This window comes from Haloferax prahovense, from assembly GCF_000723845.1.
Lineage (GTDB): Archaea > Halobacteriota > Halobacteria > Halobacteriales > Haloferacaceae > Haloferax > Haloferax prahovense.
Genome location: NZ_LK053000.1, coordinates 2,879,457 through 2,901,136 on the forward strand (window position 1 = coordinate 2,879,457; position 21,680 = coordinate 2,901,136).

The following is a 21,680-nucleotide window of genomic DNA, read 5'->3' on the forward strand; positions in this document are numbered from 1 at the left end:
GTAACGATAGACGCGGTAGATGACGCGCGAGAACCGATGGAAATCCGGTTCACGACCGTATCCGGGGTTGAAACAGTCTGTCCTCCTGAATTGCCTCCTCCAAGATAGCGGCAGTAAAATCCGTTACTGTCCGTCGGTCATGTCACGGGGTCGACGGGTCGACCGCGACCGTGCGTGGGAAGAACTATCCCGAACCGCGACGCGGGATAGGATATGACGCACTTCTCCGACCGAGTGGAGCGAATCTCCATCAGCGGCATTCGCAAGGTGTTCGAGGCGGCTGGCGAAGACGCTATCAACCTCGGGCTGGGCCAGCCAGACTTCCCGGCCCCGGACCACGCGCGACGGGCGGCCGTCGAGGCCATCGAGGCCGGCGAGGCGGACGGCTACACGGGGAACAAGGGACTCCCGAGCCTGCGCGAGGCTATCGCCGAGAAGCACCGCCGCGACCAGGGCGTCGACCTCGACCCCGGCGACGTCATCGCCACGGCCGGTGGAAGCGAGGCGCTCCACATCGCCATCGAGGCGCACGTGAACGAAGGCGACGAGGTCATCATCCCCGACCCGGGCTTCGTCTCCTACGACGCGCTCACCAAACTCGCCGGCGGCGAACCGGTGCCGGTCCCCCTCCGCGACGACCTGACGCTCGACCCCGAGGCGGTCGAAGAGGCCATCACCGACGACACCGCGGCGTTCGTCGTCAACAGCCCCGGCAACCCGACGGGCGCGGTGTCGCCGCCCGACGACATCGCCGAGTTCGCCCGCATCGCCGACGAGCACGACGTGCTCTGCATCTCCGACGAGGTGTACGAGTACACCGTCTTCGAGGGCGAACACCGCTCGCCCATCGAGTTCGCCGAGACCGACAACGTCGTCGTCGTCAACTCGGCCTCGAAGCTCTTTTCGATGACCGGCTGGCGGCTGGGTTGGGTGTACGGCTCTCCCCGCCGGGTCGAGCGCATGCTCCGCGTCCACCAGTACGTGCAGGCGTGCGCCTCCGCGCCGGCGCAGTTTGCGGCCGAAGCCGCGCTCAGCGGCCCGCAGGACCGAATCGAGGAGATGACCGAGACGTTCCGCGAGCGCCGCGACCTCGTCGTCGAGGGGCTGGAGGACATCGGCCTCACCGTCCCGTCGCCGGGCGGCGCGTTCTACGTCATGCCCGAGGTTCCCGAGGGCTTCGTCGACGAGTGCATCGACCGCGGCGTGATTATCGTCCCCGGCGAGGCGTTCGGCGAGCACGGCCACGGCTACGCCCGCCTGTCGTACGCGACCGACACCGAGTCGCTCCGCGAGGCCATCGAGATAATGGGCGAGGCGTACGACGCGGTCGTCTGAGAATCTCGCACGTCCGTAACCGCCCGATTCGTCGACCGCACCACGGCAACGGACGGCATCCGATACGTCTTATTCTCGGCGTTCGAAGTGAAAACCCTTAACTTCGGGAGCTGGTGACGAAACGTTTGTCATGCCCGCAGAGACGCAGGGAGTCATCAGCCTGCTGCCGGCGCTCTTCGCAATCGTGCTGACGCTGCTCAGTCGGCAGGTGCTCCTCTCGCTTTTCACCGGCATCTGGATCGGTGCGACCATCCTGGTGGGATGGAACCCCATCGGCGGGGCGGCGTACTCCCTCCAGTTGGTCATCAACAACGTGACCGAGTCGTTCAACAGCAAACTCCTCCTGTTTACCTTCCTCTCGGGCGCGATGCTCGGGATGATATTCCTCTCGGGCGGGATGAACGCGCTCGCACAGCGCATCATCGCCCGCATCAAGACCCGGAAACAGGCCGCGTTGGGGACGAGCGTCCTCGGGATGCTCATCTTCGTCGACTCCTACGCGAGCACGATGATCACGGGCTCGGTGATGCGGCCCATCACCGACAAGTTCGACATCAGCCGCGAGAAGCTGGCGTACCTGCTCGATTCGACCACCTCGCCCGTGGTGAGCGTCGCCGTCGTCTCGACGTGGGTCGGCTTCGAGGTCGGACTCATCCGCGAGCAGTTCGCCTCGCTCGGCATCGACCAGAGCGCCTTCGTGGTGTTCCTCCAGAGCATTCCGTTCCGCTTCTACAGCCTGCTCGCGGTCGCGCTCGTGTTCATCCTCGTCGTGATGGACTGGGACTTCGGGCCGATGAAGCGCGCCGAACGCCGCGCGAAAGAAGAGGGGAAGGTCCTCGGCGACGACGCCGACCCCCTCATCGAGACGCGCGAGGAGGACATCGTCACGCCCGACCACGTCGATTCGCGCTGGTGGTACTTCGCCGCGCCCATCGTCACGCTCGTCGCCGTCACCGGCTTCGGTCTGCTGTACTCCGGCGGCTGGCCCGGGCTTGCACCCGTCGAGGCGCTGAAGGAGGCGGCCACCGCCGACGCCATCCTCTGGGGCGTCTTCTCGGCGTGCGCGCTACTGCTCGCTATCCTCGTCGGCCACGCCCGCGTCGAACTCGAGGCCGTCAGCGACGCCATCTTCGAGGGGTTCAAGATGGTCATGTTCCCCGTGGCCGTCCTCTCGCTGGCGTGGACCATCGGCGGCGTCAGCCAGGCGCTCGGCGTCGGTGCGTTCGTCGTCAGCATCGCCGAGGGCGTCATCACGCCAGAAATCCTGCCCGCGGTCGTCTTCCTCGCCGCGGCCATCATTTCGTTCTCGATAGGTACGTCGTGGGGAACGATGAGTATCATGTTCCCCGTCGCGGTGCCGCTTGCCTACCAGCTCGGCGCGCCGCTGCCGGGCGCAATCGGCGCTATCCTCACCGGCTCGCTGTTCGGTGACCACTGTTCGCCCATCAGCGACACGACGGTCCTCTCGTCGATGTTCGCCGGCGCGGACCACGTCGACCACGTGAACACGCAGATTCCGTACGCCGTCCTCTGCGGAGCCGTCGCGACGGGGCTGTTCCTCGCGAGCGGCTACGGCGTGGGCTCGCTGGCGCTTCTCGGCATCGGCGTCGTCGCGCTGTTCGCGCTCGCGTACTACCTCTCGCAACACGCCGACGTGAGCGTCCCGACCGCCTTCGGCTCCTCGTCGGAGTCGGACTGACGAGTCCGAATCGGACCGCCGCTTCGCGCCCTATTTTTCGCGTCGTCGCGCGTGACTGAGCAGAAGAGAGGAGAGCCGCACTGTCGCCGAGCGGCGGCTCGACGATGGAAGCGTCGGCCCGAATCGGGTCACCGACCGACGAACCCCGAGACCAAAACCGTCGCGTACGCCAGGAGCAACAGCCCGCCGAAGAGCCCCGCAGCTTCGAGCCCCATGTTCGGGTAGACGAGCGAGAACAGCGCCGTCGAGACCGCGTCGACGAGCATGCCCGGGACGACGAGCAGCGCCGCGGCCTCCCGTTTCGCGCCGCCGGAGAGCCCGCGCCACCGGAAGACCCCGACCGCGAGCGCCCACATCGCGGGCACCGTCAACGCGAACACCGCAGCCGTGACCAACGGACGGGAGGGAACTAACACGAGCTGGCCGACGACGCGGAAGACGAGGCCGGCGACGAGGGCAATCGCCAGTCCGACGCCGAGAAGCACCCGCGTCTCGGACAGCGGGAGCCGACGAGCGTCGGCCTCGGAGACCTGTGAACCGATTGTCATGCGTTCCGTACGCGGGCGAGAAGTATCAGCGTTCGTACGGGGCCGTAGGTTATTATGTCATTCGGAAGTAACGATTGGGCGGATGTCAGTTCTCTCGACCGCCGACGAAGGGAAGTTCCTCATGGACGAGGAAGCCGAACAGATCGGAATCGTGACCGAAGTCGACACGGACGCCCAAATCGCGTACGTCGAACCCGACCCAGACATCGCCGAGGCAGTCGTACAGGGCCTCGGCTTCGGCGACGCCGACGGCGACGACATCGAAGTACCCGCCGCGTCGGTGGAGACGGTCACCGATACGGAACTTCGCGTCGCCAAAGACCTCTAAGCCGCAGTCGGTTAGGAACCGGTGATTCCATTTTTATCGCGTAAACCCGGACGAGCGACCGCCACGCCCCGGTGAACGATACTCTCGACTGTCGTACGTCGGTGAGCTGCTGAACTCCAATTCCATATAGCGTCATTTGATTTATCTGTGGCGTGGCGGACGGAGTACTGACCCAAGAAGAGCGACAAAATCCGCAGAAAAGACGAATCGACGACAGTTACTTCGCCGTCGAGACGATTTTGATGACGTCACCCTCTTCGAGTTCTTGGTCTTCGGCGATGCGGCGTTTCGCTCGCGCGTCGACCGCGTGGAGGTAGCCGTCGCCGATGTCGGAGTGGACCGCGTACGCGAGGTCCCGCGGCGTCGACCCCCGCGGAAGGAGGAAGGCGTCGGGGAGGACGTTACCCGTGCCGTCGGTCCACTTCGACTCGTTTTGGACCGGGTAGACCGTGATTCGGTCGAGCACGTCGTAGACCGCGGTGTCGATGGCCTCCTGCGTGCCGGTGCCGCCGTGTTCGCCCATCAGGTCGCGGATTCGTTCGAGGCCCTTCTCCTGTGCGCCGCTCACGTCGCCGACGAGTTCGAAGTCGTCGTCGCCGGGGTGGTAGTCGATGATGCCCGCCTCGCGGGCCCGCCGGAGCGCGAGTTCGCCGTCCGCGGTGGCCGCGATGACGGGCTTTCCGGTCTCGGCGAGTCGTTCGAGGTTCTCCGGGGGCGCGATGTCGACCTTGTTGGCCACGAGGACGATGGGCTTGGTCCGCCGGCGAATCGCGCGGGCGAGTTCCACGCGGTCCTCGTCGTCCCAATCTTGGGGATTCGGCGAGTAGTCGAGGTCGCGCAGGACGGCGGCGATATCGTACTCGCTCGCGCCGACGCCCGTCAGGAGGTCCGAGAGGGCGTCGTCCATGTCGAAGTCGGGCGACCGCGACTTGCGGACCACGGACTCCCAGTTCTTGTGGACGATGCCGGCGAGCCACTGTTCGAGTTCCTCCTCGATGAAGTCGACCTCCTCGACGGGGTCGAAGCTCCCCACCTCGACGGGTTCACCCTCGGCGTTCGTCCCGCCGGAGGCGTCGACGACGTTGACGATGGCGTCCGCGTTCGTCAGCTCGTCGAGGAACTGGTTACCGAGGCCGCGGCCCTCGTGCGCGCCGGGAACGAGCCCGGCCACGTCGACGAGTTCGACGGCGACGTAGCGGATACCGTCCTCGCAGTTGCCACAGCGCTCGTCGCGGTCGAGACAAGGACAGCGGGTGCGAGCGTGCGTGACGCCGCGGTTCGCGTCGATAGTCGTGAAGGGGTAGTTCGCCACGTCGACCTCGGCGAGCGTCGAGGCCGTGTAGAACGTCGATTTGCCGGCGTTCGGCTTGCCGGCTAACGCGAGAGAGAGCATGGCTCGACGATGGTCGCGGACGCGGAAAAACGCTCGCGTGCGAGGACGCGCGAGCGACGAACAGAGACCGGCGAGCGGTCAGTCCGTCAGTCGCCTGTAGGCGGCGCGGCCGGCGAGCACCACCCCGCTCCCGAGAATCGCGAGGAGGCCGCCGAAGACGACGAGGTACGGGACCGCGTAGGCGACGGCGACGACGAGCGCCCGAAGGGCGACGAACGCGCCGTTGACCGACTCGGAGAACGCCTGTAAGACCGGCGTGTCGTACCACTGCGCCGGGCCGGGCGGCCGCTCGGACAGCGAGACGCGGACGGTCGAGAGGGCGACCCGGTCTTCGAGCGACTGCTTCTGGGCTTCGAGCCGCTCGATTTCGGTCTGGACCTCGGTCAGGCGCTCTTCGACCGCGAGCACGTCTTCGGTCGTGTTAGCCGCCTCGTAGAGTTCGCGGAGGCGGTCACGCTGCGCTCGGAGGTTGCTCAACCGCGCTTCGATATCGACCAGTTGGTCGGTCACGTCCTGCGAGTTCGTCTCGACGCGCTCGACTTCGCCGAGGTCCTTCATGTCGGCCATGAACGCCGAGAAGTCCTCGGAGGGGACGCGCACGACGAGTTGACCCGAGCGGTAGGTGCCGCCGCTCCGGCGGTTGACGTACTCGTTGGAGTCGCTGATGTAACCGCCGTAGGACTCGGCGGTCGCTTCGACCGCGTCGCGCGACTCGTTGAACTCGTCGACGGTTAGTTCTATCCGGCCGTTCTTGATGACCGCCCGCCGCTGGGCCTGCGGGAGGTCGTCGCCGCCCGTCTGTTCGGCGTCGGTGGAGGCGGCCGTGTCGGCGGCGAGCGAGACGCTCTCCGCGCCGCCAGCGCCACCGTCCGCCGCGCCGCCGGTACACCCGGCGAGGAGGACGAGGAGGGCGACCGAGAGAAGTTTCAGTCGATTGTCCATAGACGACACTCTCCACCTGAGGGATTAATCGTTGGGTAAGCACAAACGACGACTGTTGCTATCGCGGCGCACGGGGAGCCGCGGTCGCTCGGTCGGTCTCGAATTCGGTTACTCGGCCTCGCGGGGGAGGTTATCGCGGTGAATGCGCATCTCGCCGCGGGCGCGCATCGTGCCGTCGACGTGCGCGCCGGCTTCGAGCACGAGGTCGTTACAGGACACGTCGCCGAGGACGCGCGCGTCCTCGTGGATGCGGACCTCGCCGCTTCGGGTGGTCACGTCGCCGTGGATGCGCGTCCCGCTCCCGACGACGATGTCGTCGCGGGCGCGGAGGCTCCCGAAGACGTTGTTGTCCTCGGCGAGGTCGATGGACTTCGCGCGGATGTTGCCGTGGATTCGGCAGTCTGACCCGACGTGTGCGGGCGTCGAGACGCGCCACGCGTCGTCTGAGACGGTGGCGTTCCGGGGAATCACGAGCGGGTCGTGCGGCGACTCGCCCGAGAGGGTTTCGGCGAGTTCGTCGGCCGCCTCGTCCTCGCCGAGTCGGAGAAGTTGCGAGAGGACGATGAAGTAGAATACGAGCGTCGGGATTGGGTTGCGGATGACGATCCAGCCGTTGGCCTCGAACCCCTCTTCGATGTCGACGTCGTCGCCGATGTCGAGGTCGCCCGAGACCATCAGGCGGCCGGCGATGTGGACGCGCTCGCCGAGGTAGGCGTCGTTGCCGACGAGGACGTTTCCGGCCACGTCGTCGAGCATGTCGAGTCGGCAGTCGGCCTCGGCCTCGATGTCGCCGCCGAAGGTGACGCGCTCGCCCGCGAGGACGTTCTGTCCGCGGACGCCGAACTCGACGGTGCTCTGCCCGCCGACGACCACGTCGCCGTCGGTGACGAGGTCGTGTTCCTCGACCGTCGTCCCGTCGGGAATTTCGAGCGCATCGAGCGGGTCCGTACCCAGTGACACGCTCCGAACCAACACCCGTGCCATAATAAACCGTCCGCAAGACGACCGTCAGACACGACGGGGGCCGCCGGTTTCGCGACGACGACGCGTATTTAACTACTCGCGGAAAACAAAGACAGGTATGACGATTCTCTCTTTCGACGACGACGGCGTAGACGTGGTCTACGAGGGAACGGAGTTCCGCCTCGAAAAGGCCCTCATCGAGGAGGCCATCGGGAAGTCCTACCCCGACGTGACCGACCACGAGGTGCTGAAAATCGTCGAGAAGGAGCCCTCCCTCTCCGGCGAGCCCCGGCGCGTCCGCGACATCCTGAACTCGTCGTAGCCGCCGCCCGAACGGCCGAAACTCCGATTCTCCGCGTATCGCCCTCGAATCACGCGCGCTCGCCGCGCGAACGACTACTCCTCCTCGCCGGTCGCGTTCTTCACCCCGTAAATCTCCGTCTCCGGGTTGAAGTCTGCCCACGCGAACCAGAACATCGGCGAGCGGTCGTTGGCCCGCGTCAGGACCGACCCCTCGTGGGGACCGTCGAGCGCCCGGCCGGTGAGGAGGTTCCACCGCGACCCGGCGGCGACGAGAACCGACCCGTCGCGTTCGAACGCGACGGCCTCGCCGTCGACCCGGCGGACGTAGGCGACGAGGGTTCCCTCGGCGGAGGCCGCCACGACGACCGGGAGGTCGCCGACGGTGTCGTTGACGACGCCCGCGCGCTCCACCGCGTCGAGCGGGTAAGCGCGGGCGACACCATCGGCGGCGACGCCGACGACCGACGTTTTCGGGTGCAATCGGTCGTCCGCCGCGTCGTTGAAGCCGATGCCGATGGCGCTCGACTGCTGATAGCTCGCGTAGGGGTTCACGTCGTACTGGCGGGTCTGCCGCCCGCGAATCGTCCCCGAGACGGGCGGCGGAACCAACACCTCGGTCTCGGGGTGGGCCGCTCGCCACTCGCCCCACGTGGAGCTGGTCGAGGGGAGGAGCGACAGCGTCTCGCCGGTCAGTTCCCCGCGAATCGCGGTCGCGAGCACCTGGCTCCACAGCGAGTTCGTCCGGTCGTCGTACATCACGAGGTCGGACATCCAGAGCAGGCCCGAGACGCCGAAGTACGTCGGCTCGCCGCCGGCGAGTCTGTCGGCGACGACGGCGCTCCCGCACAGCGGACAGTAGGTCACGACCACGGGCCGGCCGTCGAAGCCGTCGTTGACGATCTCGTGCCAGTTCAGGACAGCGAGCGGGTAAGCGCGGGCGATCCCGTCGAGTTCGACGCCGACCACCTCGTCGCCGTCGTCGAGCGTCGCGTCCACCTCGTCGAACCCGCTCCAGTCGGCCGCGAAGACGGGGGCGGTGATGGCCGGGATAGCGTCTTTCGACGCGCCCCGGCGGAGTTCGTCCTCGGGGACCGGAAGCTCGAACGGGCCCGAGTACTCGCCCGCGGTAGAATCGGTTGTTTCGGCGGGCTCGGACGCGTCATCGGCTCCCGCGTCGTCGCCCGCGACCGGCGGGTCACTTCCGAGACAGCCTGACAGAGCGACACCGGCACCGAGTGCGGCGAGAACCCGGCGTCGGTTCGTTGTCGAATCCATGCCCGATATTCGACCGAGTCGCCTATGAGAAATGTGCGGTTAGGTATCGATGCGCACGACCGTCGCGGGGTCGTCAGTTCGGAGTCGGGCCTGAAGGGAGAAAACGAGCGAAGCGGCCGCTCAGAACCGAAGTCGCTCTTCCAGACAGACTTTGACGATGGACTTCCCGATGGCCGCGCCGCCGGCGAAGGGGTCGAGTTTCGTCTCGCCTGCGCGCTCGCGGTAGGGGATGGGCACCTCGGCGATGTTGTAGCCGCGCATCGCGGGGCGGATGAGGAGTTCGGCCGACAGCCCCGTGTTCTCGGTCCACTCGATGTCGTGGAGGAGTTCCCGGCGGTACGCGCGCATTCCGGTGGTCGTGTCGTGGACGGTCGCGCCCATGAGGAAGCTAGCGAGGCGGGCGAACGCGATGTTCCCCGCGCGGTTGAGTCGGGGCATCGTCTCCGCGCCCTTCGTGATTCGGTCCCCGGAGACCACGTCGTAGCCGTCGTTGATGAGGTCGAGGAACTTCGGGAGATACTCCATCGGATAGGTGTCGTCGCAGTCGGTGGTGACGACGACCGGCCGGTCGGGCGCGAGCACCGCGGCCTCGACCGCGACGCCGTACCCCTGCGGTTCCTGTTCGATGACGCGCGCGCCCATCTTGCGGGCGATTTCGGGCGTTCGGTCGTCGGAACCATCCACGCAGACGACTTCGGCGCGCCCGTCGGTGATTCGGTCGATGTCCGCCAGAACCGACCCGATGGCCTGTTCTTCGTTGTACGTCCCCATCACGACCGCGAGGTCGTCGAAGGTGTACTCGGTCATTGGACGGGGTTATTGACGGTCGCTCTTGAACTTTTAGGTTTGCCAAAACCGTGGCGTGCGAGGGCCGGTGTTAGCTCAGTCCGCGGCTATCGGGCTGGTCTTCCAGTTCTTTCGCGTGGTCGACGAGGTAGTCCATGAGGCGGGTCGCCGACGCTTCCACGTCGTCGAGTTCGTCGTTCGACTGCCCGCTGACGCGGACGGAGAGTTCGTAGAGGTCGAGTTCGACGTGGGGGACGGTCTCGTCGCCGTTGCCGTTGTCGCGCTCGTCTGTGCCGCCGTCCGCCGCTTCGACGGTCGCGTCGGCGTCGACCGGCTCGTCGCCGTCTGTCGATTCGGTCGCATCGTCGGACGGCGGGGTCGAATCGGCGGGGTCGTCCGCCTCGGGGTCGGCGTCGGGGTCGTCGGTCATGTGCGGCGCGTCGCTTCGGGGGATGAAAAAAGCGCGGGGTTCCGGCACGCGCTCGCGGGTCGCCGACCCTCACCGAATACGGTCGCAAACACGCCTCTGCGACCGATTCAGGCGAGGTCCGCGTCGAGTCCCTCGCAGGCGCGGTCGTGGAGGCGACCGGTGACCGTCTCCATGAGGCGTTCGAGGTTGACCGCGTCCTCGCGGTTGTACGACACGAGCGTATCGAGCGACGACTGGTCGCCGCGCTCGTACTCGCGCCAGAGGCGGACGGCGTCGCGGCCGGAGATGTCCGGGCGGTCGCGGTCGATGCCGACGTCTTTCTCGATTTGTTTCAGCCCGCCGGTGAGGTCGAGCGTCCGGCACGGATACATCAAGTCGACGTGCGGCACGTCGATGGAGACGTCGAACGAGGTCTCGAGGAACGGCACGTCGAAACGCGCGCCGTTGAACGTCGCGATGAGTTTCGCGTCGGCGAACTGCTCGCGGAGGGCGTCGGCGGTCAGGTCCTCCCCGCTGACGAGCGTCGTCGTCTCGCCGTCCTGATAGAACGAGACGGTCGTCACCGAGTCGCGCTCGGGCGAGAGGCCGGTCGTCTCGATGTCGAAAAAGCACGTCTCGTCGCGGAAGTTCTCGTACAGTCGCCAGCGCTCGCCCGAGGGGAAGCAGTCGTCGAAGAACCACGAGTTGCCGTCGTCGAGGTGGGCGTACGCGTCCGCGATGAACGTCTCGATTCGGTCGCCCGTCTTCGCGCCGACGAGCGAGGCGTCGAACTCGTCCCAGTGGGTCGACCCGGCCCGCCAGAGGTTTCGCTCCGTCCGCTCGCCCACGCCGCGGACGGGGATGAAGCTGTTCTCGATTCGCATGTCCGACAGGGGGGCGTCGGCGACCCTAAATGCGTCGTCGTGGGTCGGCGGCCGCGCTCCCGGGACGTCCCCGCCGCGGGCGTTTTACCCGCAGGGCGCGAAGCCGAGGGTATGTGCGGCCGCTACACGCTGTTCACCCCGCCCGAGGAACTCGAAGTGCGGTTCGACGCGACGCCGACGCGCCCGCTTTCGGCGCGGTACAACTGCGCGCCCGGCCAGGAACTCCCGGTCGTGACCAACGAAGCGGACGACGAGTTCCGCTTTCTCAAGTGGGGACTCGTCCCCTCGTGGGCCGACAGCGCCAGCGTCGGCAACGACCGAATCAACGCCCGCGCGGAGACCGTCCGCGAGAAGCGGAGCTTCGCCGACGCCTACGAGGCCCGCCGGTGTCTCGTCCCGTCCGACGGCTTCTACGAGTGGGTCGACCGCGGCGGGCGAAAACAGCCCTACCGCGTCGCCTTCGAGGACGACCGCCCGTTCGCCATGGCCGGCCTCTGGGAGCGGTGGACGCCGCCGACGAAACAGACCGGCCTCGGCGACTTCGGAAGCGGCGGCCCCTCGCGCGAGCAGGAGCCGCTTGAGACGTTCACCGTCGTCACGACCGAGCCGAACGACCTCATCTCCGAGCTCCATCACCGGATGGCCGTCGTCCTCGACCCCGAGGAAGAAGAGACGTGGCTCCACGGCGACCCCGGCGAGGCGGCGGCGCTCCTCGACACCTACCCCGACGACGAACTCGGGGCGTACCCCGTCTCGACGCGGGTGAACAGCCCCGCTAACGACGGCCCCGAACTGATAGAGCGAGTCGAGGCGTAGCACGCTGGGAGAAAGCCGCCAGCGTACGGCTGTCCCGACACCTCCGACGCGAATCGGCTGGGTTCGATGGAATCCCGAATGTTCCGGAATCGGTCGAACCCGAGAATCTGGATTTCATATAGCGATATGAGATATACAGGTCTCGAATCGGACAATCGGCAACCCGTAGAGAGACCGTAACCTACGAGCTAACGAACGAGCCACGCTGACGGAGAGAATCGGGAAGACCGACGGTCGACAGTACTGACCGTCAGCGACGCAGAGCGAGAGGCAAGTCGTGCCCGCGGCTCGAGCGTTCGTATCGCAGCCAGGGGTTCGGTTTGCGCCGGTCGCATGGGTCGTGCGGACGAACCGATGAGTCACAGTCGAAATCCGAGACAGCTCACTCGACCGGGTCGTCGCCGTCGAGAGAGCAGCCCCCGTCGAATTCGAGCGTATTGACGAGTCACCGAGACTGCGATTCGAGCGATCCCGGAGAACGGCACAGCGCGCTTGAGAGCCGCTTCGGCGTGAGGTGGAAGGAAAGTAGGGTTCCCGTTCTCGCCTCGAAGATGGAGGGCTGTAGCGGCGTCAAACGCGAACGAATCGGGCCGTCGGAGACATCGGTCCGGGTCGCTCTCGGATGGTTCAACAATCATCGTCGACGGCGGGTTGCGTGTCCAAATCGAACAACATTCGAAGAGGCTCTGCGTGGCGACCCCAGTATAATAACAAAATATCCATTCTGAAATTAATCGGCGACAGACGACATATATTCGGGAGAAGAAAGATGAGATAATCTATGAAAATATCAAATGAATCTATGTTGCAATATATTTGTTCGAGAGAGCGAGTCTGACGCGTCGGTGAGCGGGTAAATTCCACACTATAATATAAAGAAAATTCTTTGAATAATTCGGTCCTAAATTTGAAGAATAAAACGGAGACGAATCATCGTCATTCGGGAGATTTATAATAATTCAGTTAGGTTTGGATTGAAATAACGAACGGCGTGGAACCGCATCCTCGAAACGTCACTCCGGGGGTAAACAATCCGAGAAATGCCATCTAATATTTGGGTTCCTTAGCATAAATGAGATATTATCGGCAGTTCTATGACCTCTCAGAAGCAACAAATTTTGGCCGAGTCTCAGATCCGCTCGAAACGCCTGAAATCGGGACTCTCCAGAGCAACTAAATATCCTGAATACTACATGCAAACCGCCGAAAATACGGTTGCATAATTCAGGATAATTCAACTCCACCGCGGGAAATCCACATGTGCTTCTCAGGATAACATCTCTTATTCTGGACTGTGCCGGTAGATTGAATATCGACCCCCGTGTCGATCCGTCCATGAGCGACGAGGCCGACCGCGCGACGGTGCAAACCTACCTCCCGGCCCACCAGAAGGCCATCTGGAAGGACCACGCGGACCGACTCGGGATGAGCCAGAGCGAATTTGTCAGAACGATGGTACAGGCCGGTCGGCGCGATTTCGACGTTCCGACGAGAGGCGATGAGACGGCCACAACCCCAGGGGTTGACGGGGGAGAAAGGGGGCTCCAGAACGGCGGTTCAAATCAAGACGAGGAGGACGAAAATAACGGCCAGTTCGAGGCCCGAATCGTCGAGGCGCTCGCGGACGATACTCACCGGTCGTGGGACGACCTCGTTTCGGCGCTGACCGACGACATCGAAGACCGCCTCGAATCGACGCTGCAGGAACTGCAATCGAGCGGCCGAGTCGTGTACAGCGGGCGACACGGCGGCTACACGCTGGCGGAGCGCGATGGCCGCTGAGCGCCCCGCCGACGCGGAGGACCCGGTCGGGTACTTCCTGCAGGATATGACTTACCACGGGAAGACCGACCGGACCCGCGACGCCTACGAACGGGTCCTCCGAGCGTTCGAATCGTTCCTCGGTGACCCCTCGCGGAACCCCTCCGGGACCGCTCGGTCGGTCGACGACGCGACCCACCGCGACTGCATGGCGTGGATACACACCCTGCGAAACCGCGACGTCGCACCGAGCACGGTGGCGACGTACGCCTCCTACCTCCACCGATTTTACGCCTACATGGCGCAGGTCGGCGCGTTCGACTCCAATCCGATGAGTCTCGTGATGGAGGAGATGGACGAGCGCATCGACACCAACCCCGCTCGCCGGGAGCTTTCGGTCCCGCAGATGCGGGGGTTCGTCCACGAAATCGCCCATCCGCTGGACCACGCGCTGGTGGTCACCCTCCTCAAGACCGGGATGCGCGTCGGCGAACTGTGCAATCTCGACCTTCGAGACGTGTCGCTGGCGGCGGATACACCGCTTTCCGGTGTATCGACCCGCGCCGCTCTCGACGGACGCGGGCCGTCGATATACGTCGCCGCCGACCCGAGCGTCGGAAGCGTCACCAACGGCGAAGCGCGGACCGCCTCGAACAAGCGAAAGCGGTCGACGGTGGTCCCGGTCGACGAGGAGTTGGAAGGCGTCCTCCTGCGCTGGCTGGCGATTCGACCGGATTCGCCGTCGCCGGCGGAGCCGCTTTTCGTCGGCACCGCATCGGGCTGGGGCCAACGACTGGAACCCGACGCCGTCCACCACGTCGTCACCGCTCACGCCGCCGACGCCGGGTGGTACCGGGCGGGCGGCGACCGCGAGGAGAACGTCACGCCGCACTACTTCAGGCACTTCTTCACCACCCACCTCCGGGACCGGACCGGTGACCGCGGCATCGTCAAGTACCTCCGCGGCGACGTTGCCGGCGACATCATCGACACGTACACCCACAACTGGGGCGATAGAGTGCGTGAGACGTACGAATCGAATATCTACTCGCTTCGCTGAGCGGCTTGCGAGCTGTTCGAAGCGCTACTTGTAAACTGTATATCGCTATACTGAATCCGATGGTCGAGGTTTATCGTTTGACGCCCGTCGCCTCGATTTGGACGGCGACGTCGTTCGGGAGTTCGGAGACGCCGACGACGGTCATCGCCGGTCTCCGGTCGTCGAAGTAGGCGTCGTAGGCCGACTCGATGGCGTCGATTCGGTCGAGGTCGGTCGTGTAGACCGTGGTCCGGAGCACGTCGTCTAAGTCGAGATCAGAGCGTCCGACGGCCGCTTCTACGCGTTCGAGCGCGTTTACCGTCTGACTCTCGACCGACTGGTGACCGTCCGCCGTCTGCTCCGGGTCGGGGTACTGCGCGTCGAAGAAGACGAGTTGCAGGTTCCGCTTTCGAGCGCCGTAGCCGGCAGTCGCCTTGAAGTGGTCGCCCTCGTATCGGGCCGCATCGCCGTTCATATCCGCACCTCCGCGGGATTCGTTCGAATCTGGTTCACGGTCGTACTACCCCGCGAGCGGCCATCGACGTATCGCTAGCATGTACTAACTTCGGGAGAGAGATTCTCACGCGGTGAATCAGAGGGTCAAACGGATGCTTGACTCATGCCGGTCTCTTTATCCGCGGAGCGAGAACGACGGCCGAGACCGTGAGTTCGTTGCTCCCGTTGAAACCCGCCGCCGCATCGATTCGAGACCGAGCCCTGACGCCGCTTCTCGTCGAGCTCGACGACGACGACGCGGACGAGGTTCTGTCGGCGCTCTCGTCGACCACCGCGAGGCGACTCCTGGCCGCCGTCTACGACGACCCGCGCCCCGCCTCGGAACTGGCCGACGAACTCGACACGACGCTCCAGACCGTCGGCTACCACATCGAGCGACTGGTCGACGCCGAGTTGATAGAACCCGTGACGACGTGGGTCTCCGCGCAGGGCCGCGAGATGGCCGTCTACGGCCCGACCCGCTCGGCCGTCGTCCTCTTCGCGGGCGCGGAACGGACCGAATCGAAGCTCTCCTCTGGCCTCCGGACGCTAGTCGCCGGCGTGGGCGTCACGCTGGTCGGAAGCGTCGCCGTGCAGGCGCTGTGGACCGCGCGGCGACCGCAGGTCCGGTACGCCGCGCCGGCTCCGACCGCCCCCGAACCGAGCGTCGCGGAGTTCGTCGCCTCCTACCTCGCCGGACCCGGCGCACTCGTTCTCCTCGTCGGCGTCGTCCTCGTGAGCCTCGGCGCGGTCTGGACTCAAAGGCGCGTTTGAGCCACACACAGGGGGAAGTGACCCCGACGCGTTGGGAGAGGTGTGCAACGACGAACCCTCCTCGCCGCGGCCGGAACCGGCCTCGCGGCGGCGCTGACAGGCTGTATCGCAAGTGCCGGCGACGGTGCAGACGACTCGGACGACGGGAACTCGACGACCGAATCGACCCCCGACCCGACGCCGACGCCCGAACCGGTGGACGCCGTCTCGGTCGCGACCGGCGAGCGCCTCACGACGGTCGTCGGCGACGGTCCCGCCAGCGACGACGGGGCGCTGAAACCCCACCACGTCCGCCTCGAAAACCCGACCGACGAGCCGTGGACCGCCCGTATCGACGTGTCGCGCCCGCTCGGCGCAGGCCACAGAGAGACCTACGAACTCGACACCGACGCGACGGTGAACGTCGCGCTTCGCATCCCTGCCGACTACGAACTGACGGTCACCGACATCACCTCGGACGCCGTGTCGGCCGAGTCGGTCGGTCCCGAGGACTTCGACTGTAACCGCTCGTGGACGGCGTTTTCGCCCGGCGACGGCGGTGTCTCGGTCTCCGGGGCGTCCACCCGGATGGCCTGCGGACCCCACGTGCTCGCGGCCGACGACGCGGTCACGGTCGCGCTCGGCGACGGGTCGCTTCCCACCGACGCGACCAAACCCCACGGCCTCGCCGTCACGAACCCGACCGACTCGGCCGAAGTCGTCGAGTTCGCCTACGAGACGCCCGCGGGCGCGGTGGCCTTCGGCGGCGCGTACCGCCTCGAACCCGGCGCGCGGGTCGGCGCGTCGCTGACCGAAGCCCGCGAGGTCACGCTCCGCGTCGCTCGGCGGAACGAGTCGGGCGAAGAGACGACCGAGACGGTCACCATCGAAGAATCGCAGTTCGACTGCAACGCGTCGAACACGACCGTCTCGCTTACCGACGACGGCGGCTTCGAGGTGCGGACGCTCTCGACGCTGATGTTCTGCGGCGACGCGGACGCGAAAAACGAGTCGTCGGCGTCACTCGGCAGTTAGACCTTCAGTTCGGTCTCTAACTCGGGCGACGCGATGGCCCGCTTGACGGTTTCGGCGGCCGGCGTCGCCTCCGCGACGTTCTCCATCAGGACCGTCTCGCTCGGGAACAGGTGTTCGCCGAGGACGAGGCCGTGTTCGCGCGCGGTCGACCCGGTCATCGTGAGGTAGACGCCGATACCGGTCTCCGCGATGGCGGCCTCTTCTTCGGGCGCGTCGTCCGGGTACGCGAACGTCACGTCGTCGAGACACCGCGTGCCGAGGACCGCCTCCACGAGGCGCTCGTAGCGCGGCGAGATACACAGGTCGCCCGCGTAATCCGCGACGAAGTCGCGGTCGAGTTCGGAGCCCGGCGGGAGGAGTTCGGGGTCGGCCATGAGCGTGTGGTAAACCGTGTCGCCGAGGCCGGAGACGACCCGAACGTCGGTGTCCATCGGGTCGATGCGGGCGTTCACGTCCTCGATGCTCCCGAGACCGTCGGGGCGGAGTTTGACGACCTCTTCGAGGACGAGGTCGGCGCTGTCGAAGCCGAGGCCGAACTCGTGGGTCCGCAGGGCGCGGAACGGCTCCTCGCGCCCGACGAGGTGAATGTCGACTCCGTCGATTTCGAGGACGACGCTGTCGAAGACGATGCGCCGCGGCATCCCGTCTCGGTCGTCGCGCAGGAGCGTGTACTCCGGCGCGGCCGGGTCCGAGAGGTCGCTGTAGTCCGCGAGTCGCTCGTACACGTCGTGTTCCGGCTGGGTATGGCCCTTCGTGACCGACTTCTCGTATCGGAGCGTCGAGGTGATTTCGTCCGCCACCTCGGCGATGCTCTCGGTCGTGGCGAACCGCTCGAGCACCGCTTCGAGGGGGCGACCCTTTCGCGGAACAGCGACGCGCACCGTCTCTGTCATCATCGGAACGTCGGGACGGCCCGCTAAACAGGTTGCGCTTCGGGAAAACGTCTCTCGGGAGAGAGCTCGGCGGGGCTACTCCGATTCGTCGCCGGCGTCGTCGTCGCCGGCGGCCGGACCGCCGCCCATGCCGGTCCCGAAGGCTCCCGCGAGGCGCTCGCGGAAGGTTTCGAGTTCGGCGACGGTGTCGTTCAACTCTTGGATGTCGTCGCGCAGGGCCTCGATTTCCTCGTCGGCCGCGGCGTCTTCGACCCGCGATTGAACGTCCGCGAGGCGGTCGTCGAGGGCCTCGCGCGTCTCCACGATGTCCCCGTCGAGTTCGGCGATGTCCTCGCGGATGTCGCCGACCTCGGCGTGGAGCGTCGAGGCCTGTTCGGTCGCTTCCGCGGCGCTGTTTTCGGCCCCTTCGAGCCGCTCGACGGTCTCGTCTAACCGACCGGCGATGTCGTCGAGGCGCTCGCGGACCGTCACGAGTTCCTCCTCGCGCTTGGCGAGCGTCTCCTCGACGCTGTCGAGGCGTGCGGAGCCGGCGTCGATGTTCCGCGAGGCGGTTTCGAGCCGCTCGTCGTGGTCCTCGAACCGACCGTCGTGGTCGTCCAGTCGACCCTCGACGGCCTCGAACTGCTCGTTGTGGGATTCGAGCCAGCCGTGGTGGTCGTCGAGCGTGTCGTCCGCGGTTTCGAGGTCGGACGCGAGGCCTTCGAGCCGGCCGTCGTGGTCGTCGAGGCGACCTTCGGCGTCCGCGACTCGCGTGGCGACGCGGTCGGAGCGGTCGTCGACCGCGGCGATGGTCTCCTCGGCCGCGTCGAGCCGAGAGGTCGCGTCGTCGACCGACTCGACCGCGCCGTCGACCATCGAGTCGAGGGCGTCGAGGTCCTCGCGGAACGCGGTCATCTCGGCGCGGAACTCGGAGACGAGTTCGCTTCCGGTTCCCTCCTCGTCGATGAACTCCGCGAGCGCGTCGGAGTACGCCGCGAGGTCCTCCATCTGCGACTGGAGGCGGCGGATGCGAACGTCGGTGCTCCGGCGCGTCTCGGCGTCGACCGCCTCGCGCAGGACTTCGATGTCCTCCTCGTCGGCCGACCCCGACCGAATCTCGGCGGCGAGCGCGCCGACGAGGGTGTCCGCGTCGGTCGCTGGCGCGCTTCCGGCCGCGTCCACGTCGTCGACCTCACCCGGCTCGCCGACCGGCGGTTCGGCGTCGGTATCGACGTCTTCGGCGGCCTCAACCTCGACCTCGGTATCGACATCGGGCTGTTCGAGGTGCGCGGTCACGGCCGGCGCGGTATCGGTGGCGACCGCGCGCGGGCCGGTCGGCTCGGCGGGGTCGTCGGCTTCCGCGTCGGCGTCGAGAACGTCGGCGTCGGCTTGGCTGACCTCGTCGGCCACGTCGGTCTCGTCGGCCACGTCTTCCTCGCCGTCTCCGCCCTCGAAGGCGGCCGCGAGGTCGTCGTCGGTCGGCTCGTCGTCGAAGACTTCCGCGCCGTCGGACGCCTCAGGGGCCGCCTCGGCTTCGACGGCGGCTTCGGCCTCTACGGCGTCGGCGGCGGGTTCTTCGAGGACGACTTCCCTTTCGTCCTCACCGTCCGCGTCGGCCACCTCGTCGTCGTGGAGCGGTTCGCGGTTCCCCGCGAGCACGTCTCGAACGAGCTGACTGCGGTCCTCGCCGAGGATGTCGTCGATGTCGTCGGGGTCGATACCGCCGTCGACGGGGATGCGTTCGAGCGTCGGCTCTTCGAGGAAATCCGTCTGGTCGTGGCCGTCGGTGATGCGGATACCGTAGACCGTCACGAGTTCCTCGCCGGGCTCGAGCGTCCGCTCGTACTCGACGCGGTGGTCCTTGTAGGCCGTCCAGTTGTCGCTCTCGAACTCGGGGTGGAACCCGACGCTCTCCATCGGAAACGACTCCGGAATGCGGTCGATGACCCGGATTCGGGTCGCCTCGTCTCGCGTCGAACTGATGACGAACTTGATGGCAGGAACGGGAAACTCGTCGGCGGCGAAGGTCTTTTCGACCGTAACCTCGCCGTCGGAAACCGATGTAACCCCTTCGGACTCGCGGCTCATGGCCGCCACTTTCCCGACATCCATTATAAAACAACCGGGGGCCGTGGAGCTGCCCCGCCGCAGTCTCTCGATTCGACCGTTTCGACGCGGTGACTGTCCGTCTGTGTCGACCGTCGCTAAAAGGGCCGTCGCGGGAAACGCGGTTCTGGACGCGGCCTCAGAGGTCGACGCGGTCGCCGATTTCGACGAGGTCGAGCGAGCGCGGGGCCTCGAAGCTCTTTGCGTGGTGGTGCAGCACCTTCGGGTCGGCGGTCATGCCCTTCCACATGTCCCAGTGGGTCGGCACGAGGCGGTCGAGGTCGAGGTCGCTGGCGGCCTCGATAATCTGGTTCTCGTCGTTGTACCACTTCGTTCGAATCGGCTCGCCCGTCTCCTTGTCGGGGATGTTGCCGATGGTCCCGAACGCGAGGATGCCGAGGTCGAGGTCGTAGCGCTCGCCGATGTCGGCGAACTCCTCGGCGGGCTTGGTGTCGCCCCCGTGGATGAACGTGCCGGACTCGTGTTCGAAGACGTAGGCGACCGGGTGGCTCGCGTCGGGGTCGTAGGCGGGCTCGACGTGGACCGTGAACTCGCCGATTTCGACGCTGTCGCCCTCGGTGACCTCCTCGAATTGGTCGTCGGAGAGGTCGTAGTCGTCGAACCACGCCTCGTCGTCGTAGGCGACGGCGAGCGAGTCGTCGGGGGCGACGAACGTCGCGCCCGTGTTCTCGAGGATGGGGGCCTGACTCGGGCCGTGGACGTGGTCCGTGTGCTCGTGCGTTGCGAGGACCGCGTCGGCCTCGGCCACGTCCTCGGGGTCGAACGGGACGGGAATCATGCGGACCGTTCGCGGCGGGTCGCCGATGCCGACGTACGGGTCGACGAACAGCGTCGTGCCCTCGCTGCCCTTGATGACGAACCCGTTGCATCCCAGATACCAGATGGCCACCGTCTCGGGGTCGGCCGACTCGACCGCGCGTGGGAGCCAGTCGCTCCAGTCGCTGACTGTCATAGACACGTGTCCTCGCGCGGGGGGACTAAGCGTTGCGCTCTCTCGCGTTCGGCGCGCCGCGAGAGCCGCCTCGCGTTCCGTGACACCGCCGCCGTCGCGTCCCGGAATTCGGCGCAATTTCCGCAATATGTGTGAAAATACCGTAGAACGCAATAGAATCGGGTGGTGTATGTGGTGTATAAGGTAGTACCCCGACAAGATATTTAGTGTAGGCACACATGGCATCAATTACCATGTCAAGAACTCACAAACAAACGGCGGATTTCTCGTCGATGGCTCGGACGATGCGCGCGTGCGGTGCGTGGGAAGCGGTTTCCCCGCTGGACGACGACGCACGGCGAACAGACGAGTTCTGACGCGACCGAACACTCCGCGTTCGGCCCGGTCGGGCGACGCGGCCCCGCACTTATCTTCTTCGACGCGGTCCGATACCCCATGCCCACAGCAATCAGTCACCACGACGGGCGCCGAGCGAACACCGCAGAGCGCGGAGCGGAGGGTTCGCCGTGCGCGTGAGCGTCGTCGGCGGCAGCGTCGTCCCCGACCCGGTCGAAACTATCGCCGAAGACGTGGGCCGCCTGCTCGCCCAGCGCGGCCACACGGTCGTCTGCGGCGGTCTCGGCGGCGTCATGGAGGCAGCTTGCCGCGGCGCAAAAGACGCCGGCGGCACGACCATCGGCGTCCTCCCGGGCGAGGACCGTGACGAGGCAAACCCCTACGTCGATATCGCCGTCGCGACCGGTCTCGGCCACGCGAGAAACGCGCTCGTCGCCATGAACGGAGACGCCGTCATCGCCATCGACGGCGGCGGCGGAACCCTCTCGGAAATCGGCTACGCCAACGTCTTCGACCGCCCCACGGCCGGGCTCAGAACCCAGCAGGTCGGCTCGCTCGGCGGGTTCGAACCGTGCGACTCGCCGGAGGATGCCGTGGCGTTCATCGAAGACGCGGTCTGAGAGCCCGGT

Annotated in this window: 22 protein-coding genes; 10 read left to right on the top strand and 12 right to left on the bottom strand. The window is 66.2% G+C overall.

Features of this window, described 5'->3' with window-relative positions:
• Positions 1–213: 213 nt before the first annotated feature.
• A complete protein-coding gene (locus BN984_RS14505) occupies positions 214–1,335 on the top strand; it encodes a pyridoxal phosphate-dependent aminotransferase (protein ID WP_008093555.1) in 1,122 nt (373 codons plus the stop codon).
• Between the two features lie 130 nt (positions 1,336–1,465).
• Positions 1,466–3,034, top strand: coding sequence for a Na+/H+ antiporter NhaC family protein (locus BN984_RS14510; protein WP_049968506.1), 1,569 nt, complete (start codon positions 1,466–1,468; stop codon positions 3,032–3,034).
• A 128-nt stretch (positions 3,035–3,162) separates the two neighbouring features.
• Here the strand turns inward: BN984_RS14510 and BN984_RS14515 are convergent, their stop codons facing one another.
• Positions 3,163–3,582: a DUF5367 family protein gene (locus tag BN984_RS14515; RefSeq protein WP_008093557.1), complete on the bottom strand. Its 420-nt coding sequence runs from the start codon at positions 3,580–3,582 to the stop codon at positions 3,163–3,165.
• Between the two features lie 82 nt (positions 3,583–3,664).
• On the opposite strand from BN984_RS14515, the gene BN984_RS14520 reads away from it, so the two are divergent.
• Positions 3,665–3,910 carry a hypothetical protein gene (locus BN984_RS14520; protein WP_008093558.1) on the top strand — a complete coding sequence of 82 codons (246 nt, stop codon included), beginning with the start codon at positions 3,665–3,667 and terminating at the stop codon, positions 3,908–3,910.
• A gap of 217 nt (positions 3,911–4,127) precedes the next feature.
• Here BN984_RS14520 and BN984_RS14525 read toward each other — a convergent pair whose 3' ends face one another.
• The 3 genes from BN984_RS14525 to BN984_RS14535 all read right to left on the bottom strand — a co-directional run bounded on the left by BN984_RS14525 (position 4,128) and on the right by BN984_RS14535 (position 7,205).
• Positions 4,128–5,303 (bottom strand): redox-regulated ATPase YchF, encoded by a 1,176-nt coding sequence (locus BN984_RS14525; protein WP_008093559.1) that lies wholly within the window; start codon positions 5,301–5,303, stop codon positions 4,128–4,130.
• A 78-nt stretch (positions 5,304–5,381) separates the two neighbouring features.
• A complete protein-coding gene (locus BN984_RS14530; protein ID WP_049968507.1) occupies positions 5,382–6,245 on the bottom strand; it encodes a DUF4349 domain-containing protein in 864 nt (287 codons plus the stop codon).
• Between the two features lie 108 nt (positions 6,246–6,353).
• On the bottom strand, positions 6,354–7,205 hold the full coding sequence (locus BN984_RS14535) for a polymer-forming cytoskeletal protein (RefSeq protein WP_049968508.1): 852 nt from the start codon (positions 7,203–7,205) through the stop codon (positions 6,354–6,356).
• A gap of 121 nt (positions 7,206–7,326) precedes the next feature.
• Here BN984_RS14535 and BN984_RS14540 point away from each other — a divergent pair, with 121 nt between their 5' ends.
• Positions 7,327–7,530, top strand: a complete 204-nt coding sequence (locus BN984_RS14540; protein WP_004976775.1) for a DUF5800 family protein — start codon at positions 7,327–7,329, stop codon at positions 7,528–7,530.
• A gap of 74 nt (positions 7,531–7,604) precedes the next feature.
• Here BN984_RS14540 and BN984_RS14545 read toward each other — a convergent pair whose 3' ends face one another.
• The 4 genes from BN984_RS14545 to BN984_RS14560 form a co-directional block, all read right to left on the bottom strand.
• A complete protein-coding gene (locus BN984_RS14545) occupies positions 7,605–8,786 on the bottom strand; it encodes a DUF3179 domain-containing protein (protein WP_049968509.1) in 1,182 nt (393 codons plus the stop codon).
• A 120-nt stretch (positions 8,787–8,906) separates the two neighbouring features.
• Positions 8,907–9,593 carry a dolichyl-phosphate hexose transferase gene (locus BN984_RS14550; protein WP_049968510.1) on the bottom strand — a complete coding sequence of 229 codons (687 nt, stop codon included), beginning with the start codon at positions 9,591–9,593 and terminating at the stop codon, positions 8,907–8,909.
• A 70-nt stretch (positions 9,594–9,663) separates the two neighbouring features.
• The gene (locus tag BN984_RS14555) at positions 9,664–10,002 is read right to left on the bottom strand and encodes a hypothetical protein (RefSeq protein WP_008093567.1); all 339 of its coding nucleotides are present in this window, start codon (positions 10,000–10,002) and stop codon (positions 9,664–9,666) included.
• A gap of 107 nt (positions 10,003–10,109) precedes the next feature.
• Positions 10,110–10,865, bottom strand: a complete 756-nt coding sequence (locus BN984_RS14560; RefSeq protein ID WP_008093569.1) for a ribonuclease H-like domain-containing protein — start codon at positions 10,863–10,865, stop codon at positions 10,110–10,112.
• 111 nt (positions 10,866–10,976) lie between these two features.
• Between BN984_RS14560 and BN984_RS14565 the strand changes: the two genes are divergently transcribed.
• From BN984_RS14565 to BN984_RS14575, 3 genes are all read left to right on the top strand, one after another.
• Complete coding sequence (locus BN984_RS14565; RefSeq protein WP_049968511.1) at positions 10,977–11,681, top strand: SOS response-associated peptidase; 705 nt, start codon at positions 10,977–10,979, stop codon at positions 11,679–11,681.
• A gap of 1,335 nt (positions 11,682–13,016) precedes the next feature.
• Positions 13,017–13,463, top strand: coding sequence for a DUF5805 domain-containing protein (locus BN984_RS14570; protein ID WP_049968513.1), 447 nt, complete (start codon positions 13,017–13,019; stop codon positions 13,461–13,463).
• Positions 13,453–14,502 (top strand): tyrosine-type recombinase/integrase, encoded by a 1,050-nt coding sequence (locus BN984_RS14575; protein WP_049968514.1) that lies wholly within the window; start codon positions 13,453–13,455, stop codon positions 14,500–14,502. Before BN984_RS14570 ends, BN984_RS14575 begins: the two co-directional genes overlap by 11 nt.
• A gap of 70 nt (positions 14,503–14,572) precedes the next feature.
• On the opposite strand, the gene BN984_RS14580 is transcribed toward BN984_RS14575, so the two are convergent.
• Positions 14,573–14,956, bottom strand: a complete 384-nt coding sequence (locus tag BN984_RS14580) for a RidA family protein (protein WP_008093576.1) — start codon at positions 14,954–14,956, stop codon at positions 14,573–14,575.
• A 188-nt stretch (positions 14,957–15,144) separates the two neighbouring features.
• Here BN984_RS14580 and BN984_RS14585 point away from each other — a divergent pair, with 188 nt between their 5' ends.
• Positions 15,145–15,750: an ArsR/SmtB family transcription factor gene (locus BN984_RS14585; protein ID WP_049968515.1), complete on the top strand. Its 606-nt coding sequence runs from the start codon at positions 15,145–15,147 to the stop codon at positions 15,748–15,750.
• A 42-nt stretch (positions 15,751–15,792) separates the two neighbouring features.
• Positions 15,793–16,764, top strand: coding sequence for an META domain-containing protein (locus BN984_RS14590; protein WP_008093579.1), 972 nt, complete (start codon positions 15,793–15,795; stop codon positions 16,762–16,764).
• On the opposite strand, the gene BN984_RS14595 is transcribed toward BN984_RS14590, so the two are convergent.
• The 3 genes from BN984_RS14595 to BN984_RS14605 all read right to left on the bottom strand — a co-directional run bounded on the left by BN984_RS14595 (position 16,761) and on the right by BN984_RS14605 (position 20,715).
• Positions 16,761–17,657, bottom strand: coding sequence for a hypothetical protein (locus BN984_RS14595; protein ID WP_049968516.1), 897 nt, complete (start codon positions 17,655–17,657; stop codon positions 16,761–16,763). The two genes, BN984_RS14590 and BN984_RS14595, sit on opposite strands and share 4 nt — an antisense overlap.
• Before the next feature lie 75 nt (positions 17,658–17,732).
• On the bottom strand, positions 17,733–19,724 hold the full coding sequence (locus BN984_RS14600; RefSeq protein ID WP_049968517.1) for a hypothetical protein: 1,992 nt from the start codon (positions 19,722–19,724) through the stop codon (positions 17,733–17,735).
• A 157-nt stretch (positions 19,725–19,881) separates the two neighbouring features.
• Positions 19,882–20,715: an MBL fold metallo-hydrolase gene (locus BN984_RS14605; protein WP_008093582.1), complete on the bottom strand. Its 834-nt coding sequence runs from the start codon at positions 20,713–20,715 to the stop codon at positions 19,882–19,884.
• A gap of 506 nt (positions 20,716–21,221) precedes the next feature.
• Here BN984_RS14605 and BN984_RS14615 point away from each other — a divergent pair.
• Positions 21,222–21,671 carry a TIGR00725 family protein gene (locus tag BN984_RS14615; RefSeq protein WP_008093584.1) on the top strand — a complete coding sequence of 150 codons (450 nt, stop codon included), beginning with the start codon at positions 21,222–21,224 and terminating at the stop codon, positions 21,669–21,671.
• The last annotated feature ends 9 nt before the right edge of the window (positions 21,672–21,680 follow it).